The organism is Vibrio fortis, assembly GCF_024347475.1.
Taxonomy (GTDB): Bacteria; Pseudomonadota; Gammaproteobacteria; order Enterobacterales; family Vibrionaceae; genus Vibrio; species Vibrio fortis.
In genome coordinates, this window is sequence record NZ_AP025487.1 from 2,147,105 (window position 1) to 2,162,755 (window position 15,651).

The window sequence follows — 15,651 nt, forward strand, 5'->3', positions numbered from 1 at the left end:
CATTAACTATAAAATCTGACGCATTCTCTCTTGAGTCACTTCCACCAGCAAATCTGGTTGGAATTTAGAAATAAAGCGGTTACACCCTACTTTCTCAACCATGGCTTCATTAAAGCTGCCGCTAAGTGACGTGTTCAGTGTAATGAAAAGGTCTTGCATACGAGGATCGCTACGCACTTCGTGTGTAAGCTTATAGCCATCCATCTCTGGCATTTCTGCATCGGTAATCATCAGAAGTAGCTCTTCGTTGATGTCTTTACCTGCATCGCACCAAGACTTCAATAGGTTCAATGCCTCCAGGCCATCACAACACTCAATAATGTTCAAACCAAGTTGAGACAACGTCCCCTTAATTTGATTACGTGCTGTTGAAGAGTCATCCACAATCAACACATTACGTCCAACCAATTGCGCAGCGAGCTCAGAGTCAAGCACGCCTTCAGAGATAGAAACATCGTAATCAATGATCTCTGCCAGTACTTTTTCAACATCAATGATCTCAACGATCTTCTGTTGTTTGTCTTCTTCAATATGCGTAATTGCAGTCAGATAGTTAGCTCTGCCCGTCGTCTTTGGTGGCGGCTGAATTTCCGTCCACATGGTGTTGACGATGTTGCGCACCTGACCAACTAAAAAGCCCTGAACGGTACGGTTGTATTCGGTAATGATAAGGTTGCTTTCTTGTGACTCTTGACGAGACGGTGGGAAGCCAATCGCACTACGTAAGTCAATCACAGGTACTGACTCACCACGTAAGGAAGCAACACCAGTAATATTATGGTGTGAACCCGGTAGCTTGGTTAACGCAGGTACTTTAAGTACCTCTTTTACTTTGAAAACGTTAATCGCGAACAATTGACGGCTATTCAAACTAAAAAGCAACAGCTCTAAACGGTTTTCACCGACTAACTTGGTTCTTTGATCAACCGAGTTCAAAACGCCAGACATACAACACCTTAGTGATAATAATAACTGCAGATACAATAGCCTAAATCAATAGGCTAAAGCAAAACTACATAGAGAGGTTCTTAAACTAATGGCATCATTGTAAGCAATATGCCATTGAAGTAAATGGGTGGTGTTCAGATATGAGTGACGACGAAGTTAATTTATAAATTAACCTTCAATCACCTTCATTAGCAATTGACCATCGTACAGTGCTTGCTTGATAAGTGCAGCGCCCGGCATCGTCGCCTGTTTATAGAAACGAGACTCCATTAATTCCAAGTCTTGGTGGTAAACCTGCAGGCTTTGTTCTTCAATACACTTTTGAATCGCTGGATAGAGAACATTCTTCGCTTGGTTAACCACACCACCGATTAAGATCTTTTCTGGGTTAAAGAGGTTGATCACGATAGCTATCGCCGAGCCCAAGTAATGCCCTAACTGCTCGATCACTTCTACAGCCATTGGGTCGCCTTCGGCAGCAGCAGCACAGATTTGTTCGATAGTAACGTCTTCAATTCCTTCTAAAGACGAGCTTTCACCTTGAGCAATACGCTCTTTTACTTGCTCACGAATCGCTTGAGAACTGGCAACGGTTTCTAAACAACCTCGGTTACCACAGTGACAAAGCTTGCCCTCTTTATCGATCTGAATATGCCCCAGCTCACCGATATTACCATGACGGCCTTGCAATACCCGACCATCGAGAATAATACCCGCTCCTAAACCGTGGTGAATAGAGATAAGGACGGAGTTGTCATTGTCTTGAGAGTTACCAAACAGCTTCTCAGCCAAAGCCCATGCACGAGTGTCATTGGCAATAAAGACTGGCAGTCCTGTTTCTTTGTAGATTTCCGGCCCCAAGGCAAGGTTCTCTACGTTGTAATGTGGCATCTGAAGTACGATGCCTTGCTCAGAGTTCACAAGACCCGGTAGCGTCACCGCAATACTGGTCACCCTATCAAGCTGTTCTGCGTAAGTTTGGAAAAATTCGTCGATTTCATGAAGCAGACGTGCCAATACATCATCTTGGTCACGCTCATGGATATCAATCTTGGTATCGATAAGCACGTCTCCACCCAGCTCGTGTAAAGCGATGGTCAAATAACCACGCCCCAATCGCATAGAAAGAAACTGCCAACCTTCATTATTCGTTTGTAAACCAACAGCAGGACGGCCACGTGTGGTCGCTTCTTGTACTGTCGTTTCATGAATTAGGTGTGCTTCCATGAGTTCACGAGTAATTTTGGTAATACTCGCCGGAGCCAACTCACTTTGTTTGGACAGATCGATACGAGAAATGGGACCTCTAAGGTCTATTAGTTTATATACACGACCAGCATTGACCTGTTTGATATGATCAATATGGCCCGGTTGAGCCATGTACATTTTACGCTCCAGAAATCATCAACTGGGTAATTTTTTTACTTTGCGAAGTAATTGTGAAGCCCCTTGGTATATTGCCGTGACAAGCATCACGTATATACATGAATCTTTGTGTTTTGAGTCAAATACTTTAACAGAAATTCATACATCTCCTCTGACAACACGACTTAATTTTCACCAGAAAACATCCATGCTGTGTCTGATAACCAATTATTTTATGTAATTGGAGAAATATCTCGTTGGCTCCCAATAAATTGTCAATTAATGCATATACTTAATTTTATCTTACACAGATTACTTGGTCTCACAGTAGGAGCATTCATGACAGCACAGGTAAGAAAAACAAAGATAGTCACCACACTGGGCCCATCCACAGACAAAGGCAATGTACTCGAAGAGATTATCAAAGCGGGCGCTAATATCGTTCGCATGAACTTTTCTCATGGCAGCAGTGAAGATCACATTGAAAGAGCCGCTAAGGTGCGCACTATTGCCAAAAAGCTCGGTACCCAAGTCGCCATTCTCGGAGATCTACAAGGTCCGAAGATTCGAGTCTCCACTTTTAGAGACGGAAAGATCCAGCTTGCCGTCGGCGACAAATTCACACTCGATAGCAGTCTAGGACTTGGCGAAGGTAATCAAGAGTCTGTCGGACTTGACTACAAAGAGCTACCCAATGATGTGGATACTGGCGATATCCTACTGCTCGATGATGGCCGTGTTCAGCTGAAAGTCACTGCTGTTGAAGGTTGCCGAGTACATACCGAAGTTATCATCGGTGGTCCACTGTCTAACAATAAAGGGATTAATAAAAAAGGCGGAGGCCTCTCAGCAGAAGCTCTGACAGAGAAAGATAAACGCGACATTATTACCGCAGCAGAAATCCAAGTCGACTACCTTGCGGTCTCATTCCCTCGCAATGGTGAAGACATGAGCTACGCCAGACAACTGGCTCGAGATGCAGGCTTGGAAGCGCACTTAGTCGCCAAAGTAGAACGAGCAGAGACAGTTTCTAGCATCGAGAACATGGATGACATCATCTTAGCCTCAGATGTTGTCATGGTGGCTCGTGGAGACCTCGGAGTGGAAATTGGCGATCCTGAGTTGGTCGGTGTGCAAAAACAGCTTATACGTCGTGCTAGAGCGCTTAACCGTACGATTATCACTGCCACCCAAATGATGGAATCTATGATATCTGCACCAATGCCAACACGTGCTGAGGTGATGGATGTGGCTAACGCTGTTCTTGATGGTACTGATGCTGTGATGCTATCTGGCGAAACCGCAGCTGGTGCCTACCCTGTTGAGACAGTTAAATCGATGGCGGAAGTGTGTATCGGTGCAGAGAAAATGGCGGGCGTGAACCAATCTAACTACCGCATTGACCGCACCTTTGTCACGGCAGAAGAGACCATCTCTATGGCCACTATCTACTCGGCAAACCATATGGAAGGTATTAAAGGCGTAGTCACCTTAACAGAATCAGGTCGTACGGCATTGATGATGTCTCGTTTAAGTGCTGACATGCCTATTTTTGCCTTGTCCCGCAATGAGGGAACACTCAACCGCTGTACCTTATATCGTGGTGTCACCCCTATCTACTTTGAAACAGACAAAGAAGATAGCTTTGATATCGCCCTTTCGACGCTGACCTGTTTGAAAGAGAAAGGCATGCTCAAGTTTGGAGATCTAGTGATCATCACTCAGGGTGACATCATGGATGTTGCAGGCTCAACAAACTGTATGCGCGTACTCCCTGTCACCTAAGCGCTTTTCATAACAATATTCATGCTTATGGCTGTGGAGTTAAGCTTCACTGCCATTTTTGTACATAACACATTGGAAGAGTGAACGGAGAGGGGGCTAGACGCTATTAGAGTTAAATTGGCGGGTGAAATTAGTGAATTAAGTTATGCGAATTGAATAACGTGAGAGGCTTTGGCGTTTTGTATCGAACAATACAACTCGACAAACTTAAACCCCGCTTCCATCCCGAGTTGGTAATCGTGTAACAGGTCTTCTTTGTCACTCATCAATGAGCTCGATTTAAGAGGCTGACTCGGTGCTATCTGGATAACGAAGGTATCGTCCGGTGGAGAGTGTAAAAAGTCTTCCGTTAGCGAGTAGGTTTGGTAATGGACCATCAACATATCCGCTAAACCTGAATCAAACTTATCACCCACTAAATGGCTAAGGCGGTAGATATCATCAGCACCAAACAGCCAACGACCACCATTAAGTAAGTCCAAGTGCCGCCTGTCTTGTTTCTGTTGCTTAGAGCGCATAATCTGTTGTTGGAAAAACGAACTCCAATCAACTTTCCACTGCTCTATTTTCTGTTGCCAGTGTTCCTGTACACTGCTGAAAGAGTCACGAAACCACTCTAACTCTTCCGCAGAAATAGGTTTCGGAGGCTTCGGCCCTTCCACCAGTTCATTCTCTGGACGCCACTCTGACGCAGGCTCTGTGCGTATCACAACAATTGAGCGCGCTTGCCTTCTCCACGCTTCTTGAACTGGAATGCAAGCTGAGACACCACCATCTACATAGTTCTGACCCAATATTTCAACCTCACCATTATAGAGACGAGGAATGGCGCAGGTTGCCAACATAACTTTATGCCAATCTTCGCTGAACAGTGGGAAGTAATGATCTTTGAGATCTTTTACATCGGTGACTGCCGCATAAATGTTACGTCCGCCTAGCGCTTGTCGCCCTAAATCAAGATCGAGTTTGTAAGGGTATGCCAGAATTTTTTCAAGCGCCCACTCCATGCCCAACCCTTTACGGTGGCGAATATAAGAGAACAGGTTAAAGAATTCTGGGGCCGTGGTCAGATCCATAATAAAAGACTTACCTAGTCCTTTATCTCGACAAGCAAAAGCACATAGATTCAGAGCACCAGCAGACGTGCCAAAAAAGTCATCGAATGGATCAAAATTAGAAAGGATGAATGCGTCTAATACGCCAGATGTAAATATGCCTCTTTGGCCACCACCTTGGGCAACCAAAGCTGTTTTACCCGCAATAAACTTGTCGTAGTAAGCCAAGTCTATTGCGATATCGGTATTGGTTATTATGCCGCTATTCATGGTAATCAAAGCCCCTGTTGGTAGGCTTTGCTTATGTTATTGGGCTAGTTGGTGATCGCGATAAAGCCGAACGTCAGCAGCACAATAAAAATAAAAGCGGTAATTTGTAGAGCGTTTTTCAGATCCTGTTCCATAGACACCTCTGTTTATTATAAATTTGTTTAGCCTATATCTAAGTACTATCAGGTGTGTGAAGTATGTTCAAGATTCGCCGAAATTACTCGCACAATATTGATGTAAGCATCACAATTAGTAGGTGTTCGGATAAGGATAGGCCCATGAATAACAAAGTAAATACTTTCGCACTCTGCACACTCCTGACTTGTTCCGGAGCATCAATGGCAGCAGATATATACGTCACACCAATGATTGGACTTACCGGTGGTGGCGCTGTCGAAGACGAAGATGGTAATACCTATGACATGGAAAACTCAGCCAGTTACTCTTTGGCGATTGAGACACCTTTAGAAAAAGGTCGTATCGGTTTGTTTTATTCCAATCAACAATCGGAACTTGAATCGCTAAAACTGGACTCTTCGATTCAATATTTACACTTTCAAAGTAGCATTTATTACCCAGCAACTAATGCGTTTTCTGGTTACTTAGGACTCGGCCTCGGTGCATCTTATGTCGATGTAGACTGGGCGAAAGACAAATATGGTTTCTCTGCTTCAATTTTTGGTGGTGTAGAGTACAAGTTATCAGACAGCCTAGCATTAACCAGCCAAATACGCTGGCTAGGCACAGTCGTAGACAATGACACTAGTGGCGCATGTACTTTGCCAACAACAGGGCAAAACTGTGTAATTCGCTTTGACACCGATTGGATGAACCAGTTTCAAGCTAATGTCGGCCTGACCTTTAGATTTTAGGCCTTTAGAACTCTTAAGGCTTTAGGTCTCTTAAGGCTTTAAGTCTCTAAAAACTTTAACCTGATCGAAATAGGCGAGGATAACCCTCGCCTATTTAATATCTGTCGAACGCTAAAACTTGTAAGTAACGCCCACAGCACCACCAAGCTGTAGTTCAGCACCCGCGTATAGATCCAATTCAGGATGAACTTGCGCGTACGCATTCCATCCATCATAAAAATTCACTTTTACGCCCAATGGAACTCGTACACCAAAGTCGTCTTCCCACTCAGCCCAAGCGCCAACGCCGACATACCAATCTAGCGGAGTTTCTGAATCAAACTTCCCACGTTTGAGCATATAGTCAAAAGCAGCGCCATCATTACCAACCGTCACTCGATATGTGTTGTCAATTTCAATAACTGCACTTAAATCTTGGTCAAGAGCTAAACCTACCTCAAGCTCTGCGTTGTCTGCAGCCTGAGTCGCAAAAGTAACGCTCGCCATAAAGAGACCAAATAATCCATATAGTTTCATAATCAAACCCTATCAATACATCTGCGGTGAAGCATAGTTACCTATTAAAGATAGATGTCATCGTAGAGTTAGAGAATGATGGATATTAAGTCAACATGATAAGAGTGGTGAGGAGTATTCAAAAACGAAAAAAGGAGGCTAAAAGCCTCCTTCTATTCAATTGAATCAGTGATTAGCCGTTGTTACGGATCCACTCATCCATGTCTGTTTTCAGGTTGTCAGACTTAGTACCGAAGATAGCTTGAACACCACCAGCTACTACTACTACACCAGCAGCACCTAGTTTCTTCAGTTTGTCTTGGTCAACAACTTCAGTATCAGCAACCGCTACACGTAGACGAGTGATACAAGCGTCAAGACCAGTGATGTTAGCTTTACCGCCAAATGCAGCAACTAGTTCGCCAGCTAGCTCAGAGCCAGTCGCAACAGCTTGGTCTTCAGACTCGTCTTCACGACCAGGAGTCTTAAGGTCAAGAGCTTTGATTACTGTGCGGAATACGAAGTAGTAAAGCGCTGCGTAACCTAGGCCACAAACAATCATTAGACCCATCTTAGACGCGTTGCCAGATAGAACTAGGAAGTCGATTAGACCGTGAGAGAAAGATGTACCGTGTACAAAACCTAGAGTGTTCGCTAGAACGTATGCAGAACCCGCTAGTAGAGCGTGGATTGCGTACAGTACTGGAGCAACGAATAGGAATGAGAATTCGATTGGCTCAGTAATACCTGTTAGGAATGAAGTCAGAGCAGCTGATGCCATGATACCCATTACTTTAACGCGGTTCTCAGGCTTAGCAGAGTGTGCAATTGCGATTGCAGCAGCTGGTAGACCGAACATCTTGAACATGTAACCACCTGCTAGCTGACCGAAGCCGTTGCCTGCAGCACGAGATGCTTCATCAGCAACTAGGTAACAAGTAAGAACACCGTTTTGAGTTTCGCCAGCAGCGTTAACACAAGTACCAGCTTCGAAGAAGAAAGGTACGTTCCATACGTGGTGAAGACCAAATGGAATTAGAGAACGCTCAACGATACCGTAGATACCAAACGCCACTTGTGGGTTTTGGTGAGCAGCCCAATCAGAGAACGCAGAGATAGCGCCGCCAACTGGTGGCCATACTACAGATAGTAGGATTGCTAGACCGATCGCAGAGAAACCAGTGATGATTGGCACTGCACGCTTACCAGCGAAGAAGCCAAGGTACTCTGGAAGTTGGATGCGGTAGAAACGGTTGAATGCCCAAGCAGCAACACCACCGACTAGGATACCACCTAGTACGCCAGTATCGATTTTATCAACGCCCATAACACCAGCCATTACGCCAAGTGTTGCAGTCATGATACCGTAACCAACGATTGCAGCAAGACCAGCTACACCGTCGTTGTTTGTAAAGCCAAGTGCAACACCTACTGCGAACAGTAGAGCCATTTGACCGAATACCGAACCACCAGCTTGTTCCATTAGGTTAGAAACGATTTCTGGAATGAAAGGAAGGTCCGCTGCACCAACACCAAGCAAAATACCCGCAACTGGTAAAACTGATACTGGTAGCATCAGAGACTTACCAACTTTTTGCAGGCTAGCAAAAAGGTTCTTAAACATGTTTATGCTCCTGATAAAGATAAAATAATTATATGGGTTCTAACGGCACACCCCCGTAGCCTAAATGTTAGCACCCAGTGAAAATGTAACCATGTATTGCATTATATTTTCTGCCGCTAAATATATATTGATGGGTAACAAAGTTTCTAGTGACTTACGAAATTTAGTTTCAAAACACGTCTTGGATCACATGTCAAATCCAAAAATGCAATGGTTTACAATTGTGTAAATTATTGTTTTATATGAATTTTTTATTATTAGATTATTATTTCACGGGGTAAATAAAATAAAGTGCAATGTTATTTTTAGTAACAAAATTACGAATGTTGCATTTCACACTCTCAAGTTCAACATAATTAGTAAACATTAAAAAAGTTGAGCATTTTGGTGATCTAATACGCAAAAAAGGGAGCTTACGCTCCCTTTTGTTTATTAAATCGATTTTTCATCGCAAAAAAAGTTTTCGGTAATTTTCCGTGGTTTTTTGTGCAACCTCTTTCATTGAAATTCCCTTGAGCTGAGCGATATATGCAGCCACTTCTACCACATACGCAGGCTGATTCTGCTTTCCACGATATGGTACTGGCGCTAGATATGGAGAATCCGTTTCAATTAGTAGCCTATCAAGGGGGATATTTTTAACCACTTCTTTCAGCTCTGTCGCCTGCCTAAAGGTTACGATCCCGGAAATCGATATGTAAAAACCTAGCTCCATAGCAGCATCCGCGAAGGCTTGATCCTCAGTGAAACAGTGAATGACGCCACCACATTTCTCAGCACCACCATCACGCAGAATGGCAAGTGTATCTTCACGGGCATTTCGCGTGTGAATGATCAAAGGCTTATTAAGCTCTACCGCAAGCTCAACGTGCTGCTTAAAACGCTCTTGTTGCAGTGCAGCCGTCTCTGGCTGATAGTGGTAATCCAACCCGGTCTCACCTATGGCAACAACCTTGTCATCGCTAGCATAACGACGCATTCTTTCAAAATCGAAGTCACTCTCAACATCAAGTGGGTGAACGCCACATGATGCGTGAACATTTTCGAAAGGTGAAATCATGTCGAGCATGTTTTCAAAAGAGTCTAATGTCACGCCAACAGAAAGCAGCTGTTCAACATTGGCTTCTTTCGCCTTATTGATGACATCTTCAACGCCAGTATGTAAATCTTGATAATCCAATTTGTCTAAATGACAATGGGAGTCTACGAACATGTTTCCTCACAAGTGGCGATAAGCCAGTTCATTATCAGAAGCTCTGTGTTGAGCCCTGGGTGTTGCTTTAGTTGCTCCATAAGAATCAAGAGCTGGCCTGATGACTTATGAGCAGATTGGTACGAAAGTGTATTTGCTAAGGCTTGTGCGCTTGGCAGAAGAGATTGGCTTTGTATACCAAAATGTACCTTTTGCACATCTGAGAGCAAATGCCATAACCAACTTAACTGAACCACTGAGTCTTTCGCTATTTCAGAAGCGAATTGCATTAAATTAAGATCATTACGCTGAACAATCTTTAAAAAGCGATCGAAGAGCTGCTTCGAAGTATCTAAATCGCCCTCTTCAACCATCGCCTTTGCCAAAAGCGGGGCATTGTCATTCAGAGCCAGAACATAATCCGGAACATCTTTGCCTAGCTCTTGCTTTAACCACTGACCACCAGCTTCTATGCTTGGTGCTGCCACGCTAAACTGCTGACAACGGCTAACAATCGTCGGCATTAGACGATGGCTATTCTGGCTCACCAATATAAAAATACACTCACTAGAAGGCTCTTCCAGCGTTTTAAGTAGTGCATTCGATGCCGATTCATTCATCGCCTCTGCTGGGCTCACAACGATAACCCGCAAACCATTTAATTGAGATGACTCTTGCGCCCAGCGATTACTAGAGCGAATCTGGTCGACGGTAATTGCTTTGCCTTCTTTCTCTGGAGAGATGACATGAAAGTCTGGGTGGCTGCCTGATTTCATCAATTCACAGCTATGACAAAAGCCGCAGGCTTCACTTTCGTAATTGATACACATCAACGACGACGTGAGCTGATCCACAGCTTTATCAACGCCCAAACCTAAAGGTGCATTTACAATAGACGAATTAGGGAACCGCCCTGCTTCTAGACTCTTTTTCCACTCATTCCAAAGTGGTAATAGCCAAGGGTATAACTCGGTCATGTTTAACCTACTGTTGCTCTAACCAAGTTGTTAGTGCTTGTTTGATATCTGCTGCTACTTGATCAATCTCTTGTTCAGCATTGATAACCAATACAGAGTCATCTTGCTCGGCAATCTCTAAGTAGCGTTCGCGTGTACGGTCGAAGAATGAGATATCCATCTTTTCAATACGATCTAACTCACCGCGACCACGCGCACGTTCTAACCCAACACGTGGGTCCAAATCTAAATATAGAGTTAAATCTGGCTTGAAGTCACCCAACGTTGTCTCTTTCAATGACGTCATGGTTTCGCGAGCAATCTGACGACCACCGCCTTGATAAGCTTGTGATGACATATCATGACGATCACCCAATACCCATTTTCCTTCAGTAAGAGCAGGTTTAATCACGTTCTCAACCAATTGGACACGCGCTGCATACATCAATAACAGCTCCGTCATATCTTGCAGCTTTTCGCCTTCATGCTCTTCTTTTACTAGAGAACGCATTTTTTCGGCAAGGACAGTGCCGCCCGGTTCACGAGTGTTCACGACCTCAGCAACACCCGACTCTTTCAGTGTTGCTAGGATAGCGTTGATCGCGGTGCTTTTACCTGCACCCTCTAGGCCTTCTACCGTAATAAACTTCGACTGATTCATAGCTGTGTTCTTTATTTATTCTTTCTTAATTGTTTTAAGTAAGCTCGTACTGCACGATTGTGCTCAGCCAAACTCTTTGAAAATACATGGCCGCCAGTACCGCTTGCGACAAAGTAAAGGTAGTTACTCTGCTCTGGGTTTAAAGCCGCATTAATCGATGCTCTTCCTGCCATCGCAATTGGCGTAGGTGGTAAACCATTAATAGTGTATGTGTTGTATGGTGTTGGTGTTCTAAGGTCTTTTTTACGAATGTTGCCATCATAGCTGTCGCCCATTCCGTAGATAACCGTTGGATCAGTCTGCAGACGCATACGCTTATTTAGGCGGTTAATGAACACCGATGAAACACGCTCGCGCTCGGAAGCAACAGCTGTCTCTTTTTCGATAATAGACGCAAGGATAAGTGCTTCATAAGGTGATTTAAGAGGCAGCTTCTCAACACGGCTCTCCCATTCTTGATTGACTACATCCATTAGGTCTTGATGAGCGCGTTTTAGTAAGTCTAAATCGCTAGTGCCGTAGGTGTAGTGATAAGTTTCTGCAAGGAAGAGTCCCTCAAGTTTCTTATGCTCAACACCCAACAGTTCTGCGATCTCTTCTTCAGAGACACCCTGCAATGTCTGCTCAATAAATTCGTTTTGTTCTAACTGCTCACGCCATTCATCAAAGCGACTCCCTTCAACAAACGTGATCGTAAACTGGTGTTCTTTTCCTTCAACCAATACTTGGAGTGCTTGATCAAGCGTTAACTCTGGCTCAAGCAAGAAAGTACCCGCTTTCACATCCACTAACTCTGGGTGAAGTTTGCGAATCAGTTTGCTGTATGGCGACGCTGTAAACAGACCTTCATTAACCAGTTGATTCAATACGCGATGGAAACTCGCACCTGGTGCAACGGTGATCACCTGCGGCTCTTCGAGCTGAATCACTTGTTTTAGATGAACTTCAGCTTGGTTGTATACATAGAATGCTGCTGACGCTGCGATCACCAAACATAAAACGACAAAAATAGATAACTTCTTAATCACGAGTTTAATAGTCCTTGAAGGGTACGGGTGACATGTCCAATTTCGAACGTGGTTTCTTTAATTTTTGTAACAGGAGCAACGCTAAGGATCGAGTTAGTAATGAAGACTTCGTCGCTAGACAGCAGATGTTCTAAATCAAAACTACCGACGACAACCTCTTTTTGCTGGCTTAACTCAAGTATCACCTGCTTTCTCATCACGCCTGCGACACCACTAGCACTAAGGTCAGGAGTGTAGATCGTCGAACCTTTACGCCAAAACAGATTGGCCATAGAGGTTTCAATCACCTGATCATTAATATCTAGTACGATGCCATCAGCCAGTCTAGCTTCATCTAGCTCAGCCTTTATGAGGATCTGCTCAAGACGATTGTTATGTTTGTGGCCTGCGAGCAACGGAGACAAACCAAGCTTCTGCTGACAAACACCAAGTTCAACACCAGACTGCTGCCATTGAAGATAATGCGATGGATAAGCAAACGTACTAATTGTAACCACAGGTTCAAGCACGCCCATTGGGCTATAGCCACGGCCACCAGAACCACGACTCACATGCAGCTTCACACCGCCTAGCCCCTTTTTGGGCACATAATCGAGCGCTTTCTCAAGCCATAAGCGAACTCGCTCCCAATCGAGAGGAGTAATACGCAACGCGGCTAAGCAGGCATCAACTCGCTGTTGGTGATCATTGTAATACTGAATTTCACCATCGAGTGTCAGCATCGTGGTAAAACAACCATCGCCGTACTGAAACGAACGATCAGTTAAGGCAACTGTTTGCTGGCTTTCTCCATCAACCCAAAACATGCTTTTCTCCAAAAAAGAAACGGCTCAATGCTAAGCATCAAGCCGTTTAAAAACAAGTCTATTTAATGACTATCTACGATGTTTGAGTCTTTTATAAGATGATTAAATCTTTTTGAAGATCAAACAGCCGTTAGTACCACCAAAGCCGAATGAGTTACACGCCGCATATTCCATGCCGCTAACTTCACGAGCTGTGTGTGGAACTAGGTCGATGTCTAGACCCTCTTCAGGATCGTCTAGGTTGATTGTTGGTGGAACAACTTGGTCAACCAGAGACATTGCCGTGATGATAGCTTCTGCAGAGCCCGCAGCACCCAGTAGGTGACCAGTCATAGACTTAGTCGACGAAACCAGTACTTGCTTGTAACCTGCTTCACCAAGAGCACGCTTGATGCCTTTGATCTCTGCTACGTCACCAGCTGGAGTCGATGTACCGTGTGCGTTAACATAACCGATTTGCTCACCAGTAATGCCAGCATCGCGCATCGCAGCTTCCATCGCTAGTGCACCACCAGAACCATCTTCACTTGGAGAAGTCATGTGGTAAGCGTCACCAGACATACCGAAGCCTACAAGCTCACAGTAGATCTTAGCGCCACGAGCTTTAGCGTGTTCGTACTCTTCTAGTACCATCATGCCTGCACCATCACCAAGAACAAAACCGTCACGGCCTTTATCCCATGGGCGAGAAGCTTTTTGAGGCTCATCGTTACGAGTAGAAAGTGCTTTAGCTGCACCAAAACCACCCATACCTAGTGGTGTAGATGCTTTCTCAGCACCACCCGCTAGCATTGCGTCAGCATCGCCGTATGCAATCATACGTGCCGCGTGACCAATGTTATGTAGACCAGTCGTACACGCTGTCGAAATCGCGATGTTTGGACCACGTAGACCACGCATGATAGACATGTGACCAGCAATCATGTTTACGATGGTTGACGGTACAAAGAATGGGCTAATTTTACGAGGGCCTTTTTCAGTCAGAGCTTGGTGACCAGCTTCGATCAAACCTAAGCCGCCGATACCAGAACCGATAGCCACACCAATACGTGGTGCGTTCTCATCAGTAACGGTTAGACCAGAATCATCAAGTGCCTGAACACCTGCTGCGACGCCGTATTGGATGAATAGATCCATTTTACGAGCATCTTTTTTAGACATGTACTCTTCGCAGTTAAAGTCTTTAACTAGACCTGCAAAACGAGTTGAGAAATTGGTTGCATCAAAGTGCTCGATATTCACGATACCACTTTGACCAGCTAGCAGGGCTTTCCAAGAAGATTCTACAGTGTTGCCTACCGGTGACAACATACCCATGCCAGTGACAACTACACGACGCTTGGACACGATTTTACACTCCGGGGATTGAAATGATTTAGGATGAGGATAGATGAGTTAGATAAAACACAGGCGGTCGAGGTGACCGCCTGGGAGAGATTATTACTGAGCGCTAGTTACGTAGTCGATAGCAGCTTGAACAGTAGTAATTTTCTCAGCTTCTTCATCTGGGATTTCAGTGTCGAATTCTTCTTCTAGAGCCATTACTAGCTCAACAGTGTCTAGAGAATCAGCACCTAGGTCATCAACGAAAGAAGCTTCGTTTTTAACTTCTGCTTCGTCTACACCTAGTTGTTCAACAATGATTTTCTTTACGCGTTCTTCGAGGTTGCTCATTTTTTCTTTTCCTTTACAGAGTTCGCTTTATGCGATGTTTTCCGTAGTTTATTCAATCTATTAAAAGTTGCAAGGCCAACTTTTCTGGTCAAACCACAATTTTAGCGATTTTAACCGAAATTACGTATGATTTTGACTTAAATCATGCACAAATGTTGCACACAATTTACACCATGTACATACCGCCATTGACGTGAAGTGTTTCACCTGTGATATAAGCTGCCGCAGGCGACGCCAAAAATACCACAGCTTCAGCGATTTCGCGAGGGTCACCTAGACGACCTGCTGGTACATTCGCCAAAGTTGCTGCACGTTGGTCGTCATTTAGCGCTTTTGTCATGTCTGTTTCAATAAAACCAGGCGCAACTGTGTTCACTGTCACACCACGAGAAGCAACTTCACGTGCCATAGACTTAGTGAAACCAATAACGCCAGCTTTAGCTGCAGCGTAGTTTGCTTGACCAGCGTTACCCATAGTACCAACTACAGAACCTACGTTGATGATGCGACCTTCACGCTTCTTCATCATGCCGCGCAGTACTGCTTTAGACATGCGGTAGATAGGCGTTAGGTTGGTATCGATGATGTCATTCCACTCATCGTCTTTCATGCGCATAAGTAGGTTATCGCGTGTGATACCCGCGTTGTTCACTAGGATATCAATCGCACCGAACTCATCGTTGATGGTTTTCAGTGTAGCAGCAATTGAATCAACATCTGTCACGTTCAGAGCAAGACCTTTACCGTTTTCACCAAGATACTCGCTGATCGCAGCAGCACCGTTTTCTGACGTTGCAGTACCGATAACTTTAGCACCACGCTCAACCAATAGTTCAGCGATAGCACGGCCGATACCACGGCTTGCACCAGTTACTAGTGCAACTTTGCCTTCTAAATTCATCATAACTTCTCTTTATGTC

Annotated in this window: 16 protein-coding genes; 2 read left to right on the forward strand and 14 right to left on the reverse strand. The window is 44.5% G+C overall.

What is annotated here, in order from left to right:
* Positions 1 to 6 precede the first annotated feature (6 nt).
* On the reverse strand, positions 7 to 948 hold the full coding sequence (locus OCV50_RS09260; RefSeq protein ID WP_239841496.1) for a chemotaxis protein CheV: 942 nt from the start codon (positions 946 to 948) through the stop codon (positions 7 to 9).
* A gap of 168 nt (positions 949 to 1,116) precedes the next feature.
* Positions 1,117 to 2,334, reverse strand: a complete 1,218-nt coding sequence (gene mlc / locus OCV50_RS09265) for a sugar metabolism global transcriptional regulator Mlc (RefSeq protein ID WP_239841495.1) — start codon at positions 2,332 to 2,334, stop codon at positions 1,117 to 1,119.
* 318 nt (positions 2,335 to 2,652) lie between these two features.
* Between mlc and pyk the strand changes: the two genes are divergently transcribed.
* The gene (pyk, locus tag OCV50_RS09270) at positions 2,653 to 4,098 is read left to right on the forward strand and encodes a pyruvate kinase (protein ID WP_261902874.1); all 1,446 of its coding nucleotides are present in this window, start codon (positions 2,653 to 2,655) and stop codon (positions 4,096 to 4,098) included.
* A gap of 143 nt (positions 4,099 to 4,241) precedes the next feature.
* Here pyk and OCV50_RS09275 read toward each other — a convergent pair whose 3' ends face one another.
* Positions 4,242 to 5,423, reverse strand: coding sequence for a patatin-like phospholipase family protein (locus OCV50_RS09275; RefSeq protein WP_261902875.1), 1,182 nt, complete (start codon positions 5,421 to 5,423; stop codon positions 4,242 to 4,244).
* Between the two features lie 44 nt (positions 5,424 to 5,467).
* On the reverse strand, positions 5,468 to 5,557 hold the full coding sequence (gene cydH, locus OCV50_RS09280) for a cytochrome bd-I oxidase subunit CydH (protein WP_261902876.1): 90 nt from the start codon (positions 5,555 to 5,557) through the stop codon (positions 5,468 to 5,470).
* A 144-nt stretch (positions 5,558 to 5,701) separates the two neighbouring features.
* On the opposite strand from cydH, the gene OCV50_RS09285 reads away from it, so the two are divergent.
* Complete coding sequence (locus tag OCV50_RS09285; protein WP_261902877.1) at positions 5,702 to 6,295, forward strand: outer membrane protein; 594 nt, start codon at positions 5,702 to 5,704, stop codon at positions 6,293 to 6,295.
* Between the two features lie 111 nt (positions 6,296 to 6,406).
* Here the strand turns inward: OCV50_RS09285 and OCV50_RS09290 are convergent, their stop codons facing one another.
* The 10 genes from OCV50_RS09290 to fabG form a co-directional block, all read right to left on the reverse strand.
* The gene (locus OCV50_RS09290) at positions 6,407 to 6,811 is read right to left on the reverse strand and encodes a hypothetical protein (protein ID WP_239841490.1); all 405 of its coding nucleotides are present in this window, start codon (positions 6,809 to 6,811) and stop codon (positions 6,407 to 6,409) included.
* A 172-nt stretch (positions 6,812 to 6,983) separates the two neighbouring features.
* A complete protein-coding gene (ptsG, locus tag OCV50_RS09295; RefSeq protein ID WP_239841489.1) occupies positions 6,984 to 8,414 on the reverse strand; it encodes a PTS glucose transporter subunit IIBC in 1,431 nt (476 codons plus the stop codon).
* Positions 8,415 to 8,859: 445 nt separating this feature from the next.
* Positions 8,860 to 9,627 (reverse strand): TatD family hydrolase, encoded by a 768-nt coding sequence (locus tag OCV50_RS09300; RefSeq protein WP_261902878.1) that lies wholly within the window; start codon positions 9,625 to 9,627, stop codon positions 8,860 to 8,862.
* Positions 9,618 to 10,583 (reverse strand): DNA polymerase III subunit delta', encoded by a 966-nt coding sequence (locus OCV50_RS09305; RefSeq protein WP_261902879.1) that lies wholly within the window; start codon positions 10,581 to 10,583, stop codon positions 9,618 to 9,620. Before OCV50_RS09305 ends, OCV50_RS09300 begins: the two co-directional genes overlap by 10 nt.
* Positions 10,584 to 10,590: 7 nt before the next feature.
* A complete protein-coding gene (gene tmk, locus OCV50_RS09310; protein ID WP_261902880.1) occupies positions 10,591 to 11,223 on the reverse strand; it encodes a dTMP kinase in 633 nt (210 codons plus the stop codon).
* Positions 11,224 to 11,234: 11 nt separating this feature from the next.
* On the reverse strand, positions 11,235 to 12,251 hold the full coding sequence (gene mltG, locus OCV50_RS09315) for an endolytic transglycosylase MltG (protein ID WP_261902881.1): 1,017 nt from the start codon (positions 12,249 to 12,251) through the stop codon (positions 11,235 to 11,237).
* Positions 12,248 to 13,057 (reverse strand): aminodeoxychorismate lyase, encoded by an 810-nt coding sequence (gene pabC, locus OCV50_RS09320; protein WP_261902882.1) that lies wholly within the window; start codon positions 13,055 to 13,057, stop codon positions 12,248 to 12,250. Before pabC ends, mltG begins: the two co-directional genes overlap by 4 nt.
* A gap of 102 nt (positions 13,058 to 13,159) precedes the next feature.
* Positions 13,160 to 14,404, reverse strand: a complete 1,245-nt coding sequence (gene fabF, locus OCV50_RS09325; protein ID WP_032552037.1) for a beta-ketoacyl-ACP synthase II — start codon at positions 14,402 to 14,404, stop codon at positions 13,160 to 13,162.
* A 93-nt stretch (positions 14,405 to 14,497) separates the two neighbouring features.
* Entirely contained in the window at positions 14,498 to 14,731 is a 234-nt protein-coding gene (gene acpP, locus OCV50_RS09330) for an acyl carrier protein (RefSeq protein WP_004737381.1), read from the reverse strand.
* Positions 14,732 to 14,897: 166 nt separating this feature from the next.
* Complete coding sequence (gene fabG, locus OCV50_RS09335; protein WP_172974268.1) at positions 14,898 to 15,632, reverse strand: 3-oxoacyl-ACP reductase FabG; 735 nt, start codon at positions 15,630 to 15,632, stop codon at positions 14,898 to 14,900.
* Positions 15,633 to 15,651 lie beyond the last annotated feature (19 nt).

Excerpts from the sequence above, each read along its gene's own strand:
- OCV50_RS09260 (WP_239841496.1), bottom strand. The coding sequence starts at position 948 with ATGTCTGGCGTTTTGAACTCGGTTGATCAAAGAACCAAGTTAGTCGGT.
- mlc (WP_239841495.1), bottom strand. The coding sequence starts at position 2,334 with ATGTACATGGCTCAACCGGGCCATATTGATCATATCAAACAGGTCAAT.
- pyk (WP_261902874.1), top strand. The coding sequence starts at position 2,653 with ATGACAGCACAGGTAAGAAAAACAAAGATAGTCACCACACTGGGCCCA.
- OCV50_RS09275 (WP_261902875.1), bottom strand. The coding sequence starts at position 5,423 with ATGAATAGCGGCATAATAACCAATACCGATATCGCAATAGACTTGGCT.
- cydH (WP_261902876.1), bottom strand. The coding sequence starts at position 5,557 with ATGGAACAGGATCTGAAAAACGCTCTACAAATTACCGCTTTTATTTTT.
- OCV50_RS09285 (WP_261902877.1), top strand. The coding sequence starts at position 5,702 with ATGAATAACAAAGTAAATACTTTCGCACTCTGCACACTCCTGACTTGT.
- OCV50_RS09290 (WP_239841490.1), bottom strand. The coding sequence starts at position 6,811 with ATGAAACTATATGGATTATTTGGTCTCTTTATGGCGAGCGTTACTTTT.
- ptsG (WP_239841489.1), bottom strand. The coding sequence starts at position 8,414 with ATGTTTAAGAACCTTTTTGCTAGCCTGCAAAAAGTTGGTAAGTCTCTG.
- OCV50_RS09300 (WP_261902878.1), bottom strand. The coding sequence starts at position 9,627 with ATGTTCGTAGACTCCCATTGTCATTTAGACAAATTGGATTATCAAGAT.
- OCV50_RS09305 (WP_261902879.1), bottom strand. The coding sequence starts at position 10,583 with ATGACCGAGTTATACCCTTGGCTATTACCACTTTGGAATGAGTGGAAA.
- tmk (WP_261902880.1), bottom strand. The coding sequence starts at position 11,223 with ATGAATCAGTCGAAGTTTATTACGGTAGAAGGCCTAGAGGGTGCAGGT.
- pabC (WP_261902882.1), bottom strand. The coding sequence starts at position 13,057 with ATGTTTTGGGTTGATGGAGAAAGCCAGCAAACAGTTGCCTTAACTGAT.
- acpP (WP_004737381.1), bottom strand. The coding sequence starts at position 14,731 with ATGAGCAACCTCGAAGAACGCGTAAAGAAAATCATTGTTGAACAACTA.
- fabG (WP_172974268.1), bottom strand. The coding sequence starts at position 15,632 with ATGAATTTAGAAGGCAAAGTTGCACTAGTAACTGGTGCAAGCCGTGGT.